Annotated in this window: 3 protein-coding genes; all 3 read right to left on the minus strand. The window is 37.2% G+C overall.

Annotated features, from left to right (window positions below; all coding sequences use genetic code 11):
• Positions 1 to 223: 223 nt before the first annotated feature.
• Positions 224 to 2,053: a translational GTPase TypA gene (typA, locus tag OZD70_RS05855; protein ID WP_275021561.1), complete on the minus strand. Its 1,830-nt coding sequence runs from the start codon at positions 2,051 to 2,053 to the stop codon at positions 224 to 226.
• Positions 2,054 to 2,150: 97 nt separating this feature from the next.
• On the minus strand, positions 2,151 to 2,747 hold the full coding sequence (pyrE, locus tag OZD70_RS05860) for an orotate phosphoribosyltransferase (protein WP_275021562.1): 597 nt from the start codon (positions 2,745 to 2,747) through the stop codon (positions 2,151 to 2,153).
• Complete coding sequence (locus OZD70_RS05865) at positions 2,744 to 3,934, minus strand: dicarboxylate/amino acid:cation symporter (RefSeq protein ID WP_275021563.1); 1,191 nt, start codon at positions 3,932 to 3,934, stop codon at positions 2,744 to 2,746. The genes pyrE and OZD70_RS05865 overlap by 4 nt, the downstream gene beginning before the upstream one ends.
• Between the last annotated feature and the right edge of the window lie 291 nt (positions 3,935 to 4,225).

A 4,225-nucleotide genomic window follows, 5' to 3' on the forward strand; every position in this document is an offset into this window, starting at 1 on the left:
TTGCTGTTTAATCTGCACAGATGAAGATAACTGAATACCTTCACTATCATGATAAGGGGGCTGGTGAGGCTTGTCAAGTAGTTTTTCGTTTCTGCGGACTACTTGAATAACGGCTACAATGTTTGTACAATTGTGCGTCATGCACTAGCCCATTTGTTGTGCTTAACAAAAACAAATGTTCGTACAGTACACTGCTACAAACATTACCTATAAAGAGAAACCTCTACTCCTTATTCTTTACCCTTCCTGCACGCTTACGTTCATTTGGATCAAGGAATTTCTTGCGTAAACGTATAGATTTTGGAGTTACTTCCACCAATTCATCATCATCTATATACGCTATCATATCCTCCAGTGTCATTATCTTTGGAGGAGTGAGTTTTATGGCTTCATCACTACCTGAAGCTCTTACGTTTGTTAATTGCTTACCTTTTAGCACGTTTATCTCCAAATCATTGTCACGGCTATGCTGGCCGACAACCATGCCACAATATACCTTATCCTGTGGCTTGATAAACATAATTCCCCTGTCTTGCAAATTGAAAATTGCATACGCCACAGCCTCACCCTTATCTGTAGAAATTAAAACTCCATTGCGCCTTCCAGAAATTGGACCTTTATGTGGAGCATAACTATGAAATAAACGGTTAATTATGCCTGTGCCCCGAGAATCAGTTAAAAACTCTCCTTGATAACCAATTAATCCTCTTGATGGCACTAAAAACGTTAATCTTGTCCTGCCATTGCCAGAAGGTCTCATGTCAGTCACTTCACCTTTTCGGAAGCTGAGTTTTTCCATGATAATTCCACTATATTCATCATCTACATCAATTACTACTTCCTCTATAGGTTCAAGTTTTTTGCCATCTTCTTCCTTAAATAGAACGCGAGGGCGTGATACTGAAAGCTCAAAACCTTCTCTCCTCATATTTTCAATTAACACTCCAAGCTGTAGCTCACCACGGCCACCCACTTCAAATGCTTCGCCACTTGATGCCAAAGTTACGGTAATTGCAACATTTGTTTCTGCTTCTGCATATAAACGATCCTTTATAACAGTTGAGGTAAGCTTTGTTCCCTCTTGTCCGGCAAAAGGTGAATCATTAACACTCAGAGTAATCGCCATCGTTGGCGGATCAACTGGAGTTGAGCTCACTGCAGTTGTAACCTCTGGTGCTGCTATAGTGTCAGAAACTGAAGCTTTCTCAAGTCCTGCAATTGCAATTATGTCTCCCGCCACAGCTTGTTCTACTGGGATACGTTTCAAGCCAGAAAATGAGAGCAACTTAGTTAATCTCCCTCGTTCAATTACTTTACCGTCCAGATCAAGTACCTTAAGATCTGAATTGACTTTTGCAACGCCCTGATAAACCTTTCCTGTCAATATTCTGCCAAGAAACTTATCAGACTCAAGTAGAGTGACCAACATAGCAAAAGGGGCATTTTGATCATAAACAGAAGGTTTTATATAATCTATAACCGTTGAAAATAATGGACTTAAATCTTTCCTTTCATCAGAAAGCTCCTTAGCACACCAGCCATTTCTACCTGAAGCATACAACACTGGAAAATCTAGCTGCTCGTTAGTTGCATCAAGGTTAAAAAATAACTCATATATTTCATTTAATACTTCATCTATCCTGCTGTCTGGTCGGTCGACCTTATTGATTATCACAATTGGCTTCAAATTTGCTTTTAGTGCTTTTGACAACACAAATTTAGTTTGTGGCATTGGCCCTTCTGCAGCGTCAACCAGCAGCAACACACCATCTGCCATGCACAATACTCTTTCTACTTCTCCACCAAAGTCCACGTGCCCTGGCGTATCAATAATATTGATCTTTTCATCGCCCCACATTATTGATGTGCATTTTGCAAGTATTGTAATTCCGCGTTCACGCTCTTGGTCACCACTATCCATCACTCGTTCTTGAACTTCTTGATTCTCACGAAACGTGCCACTTTGTTTTAACATGTTATCGAGTAAAGTAGTTTTCCCGTGGTCAACGTGTGCGATTATTGCTATATTTCGGATCGATTTAAATTCGTTCATTTTCTATCATTTCAAAATTAATTTAGTAATAAGTATACATAAAATACTATTGGAGTAAATAACTAAAGCTGTGCTGTGTTTCCAAGATATTATAGGATTACTTTGTTAAATATTCTCTACTCCCAGGTTTTGTTACGGGTAGTTGTTTTAATTCACTTGGAAGTTCTTCCTCGCTGTAGTTTTTGATGTTCAATTCAATCAAAGATATGACAGGAAAAGGCAGTTTCGTTTCACTATTCCTCTTTATTAGAGAAGCTTCAGCAATGACTTTACCTCCCTCCCCTTCTGCACATTTCACTGCTTCAAGTGAAGACTTGCCTGTGGTTATCACATCCTCGATAAGTAATATTTTCTCACCCTTTTTGATCTTAAATCCACGGCGTAATTCAAACTTGCCATTAACGCGCTCGCAAAACATTGCCTTTATTCCAAGCTGCCTGCCAATCTCATAACCCACGATTATTCCACCAATTGCAGGAGATAGTATTAAATCTATGGAGCTATTTAATTCTTTTTTTATTTTATCTGCTAATAGTGCGCAAACTTTCATGGCTCTGCTTGGATTTTCAAAAATCTTCGCACACTGTATGTATGTGTCACTATGCAGCCTGGATGATAAAACAAAATGCCCATGCAAAATTGCCTCTGCTTCTTTAAATTCTTTTATTATTAGGTTATTTTCGTCTAATATCATTTTTTAAGTTCACTATTACATTCTTTATTAATTATCTGAGTGATACAAATATCAGACCATACGTTTATTGCAGTTTCAAACATATCGATGATTGTATAAATAGGCAAAATCAGTCCCATAATATGCAGAGGAACATTCATCGACATGAGATAACTAGTTGCCATAAAATAGCACCCCATCGGCACTCCAGCGTTACCAATTGCTGCACTAGTTGCTAAAAAAATCCATATCAACATTTCGCTTAAGGAAAACACGCATCCATTCATCTCTGCAACAAACATCACAGTGATTAGTATAAATGCAGCACATGCATTCATATTAATTGTTGTGCATATTGGTAAAATAAAAGACGATAATTTCTTTGGCACCTTTAGCTTGTTCTGCACACAGTCTATGGTTGTAGGCAGCGTTGCACTGGATGATTTAGAAAAAAACGCAAGTGTAAGTGCCGGCATAACCCCTTTCAGCGTTTGAATTGGTGATATGCCTTTATACCACATAAGTAGCGGTAAAATCAGAAATGCCTGCACAAAATTTGCAGACATTATGCAAGTAAAGTACCAAAAAAGACTATAGAACTCGCTACCACCTTTTAATTCGTGCAAAAAACATGTAATAAAAGACCACACAGCAAGTGGAACAAGCTTTAGTAACCCCTGAGCAATTTTAAGTAACGTATCGAAAAGTGCAGAGAATATTTGATGTAATATGTCCTGCTTTTCTTTTGAAAGTGAAACAATAGCTCCACCCATCAAAAAAGCGATCAATATGCTACCAATAACGTTATTTTCAAGAAAAACTTGCACAAAATTCGAAGGAATGAGTGATTTTAAGTATGAAAAGTAACTGTAATTGTTATTATCCAAACTTCCTATCGTGTTACATATGAAAATTTTTTTCACTGGGTCTATTAGCAGGTAAAACAATAATGCAATAAACGCAGCTATAATAGTTGTAAGCAGCGTATAAAATAGTGTTTTCTTAACTAAGGTTTTAATTTCGATTGAGTCTTTGAGCCCGGAAATTGTGGAAACTATTGATAGAAAAACTAAAGGTAAACTTATTAATTTCAACAAACTAACAAATATGTCACTAAACAGCTTTGCTATTTCAAATATAATCTCACTGTTTAAATAGTAAGCAACTATTGCAAACAGTATAGAAAAGAGTATTGCAAACTTGCGCATTGAAAATAAAACTTCAAAGTAACATTATACAACAATTTTGCTATTTGGGAATCAGATTGATAGACAAAATAACTTTACAAATTAGGAAAAGATAAGAGGATGCGTTTATTCGGAGACAGTAGACTTCTTGCATAACCCAAACTAAGTAGAAAAAGGTATCATCCGAGTAGTTGACACTGGTTCCTTTATGACAGCAGTGCCCAGACTACTTGGATCCAGGAAACTTAACTTTAAATAAGTAGCTGCATAATAAAGACTAGATTTCAGCGTCACGCGCTGGAATGACACCTG

Origin of the sequence: Wolbachia endosymbiont of Drosophila tsacasi (genome assembly GCF_028982115.1) — a bacterium.
Lineage (GTDB): Bacteria > Pseudomonadota > Alphaproteobacteria > Rickettsiales > Anaplasmataceae > Wolbachia > Wolbachia pipientis_B.

What these genes read in the sequence shown, in the direction of transcription:
- typA (WP_275021561.1), bottom strand. Translation starts at nt 2,053, where the DNA reads ATGAACGAATTTAAATCGATCCGAAATATAGCAATAATCGCACACGTT.
- pyrE (WP_275021562.1), bottom strand. Translation starts at nt 2,747, where the DNA reads ATGATATTAGACGAAAATAACCTAATAATAAAAGAATTTAAAGAAGCA.
- OZD70_RS05865 (WP_275021563.1), bottom strand. Translation starts at nt 3,934, where the DNA reads ATGCGCAAGTTTGCAATACTCTTTTCTATACTGTTTGCAATAGTTGCT.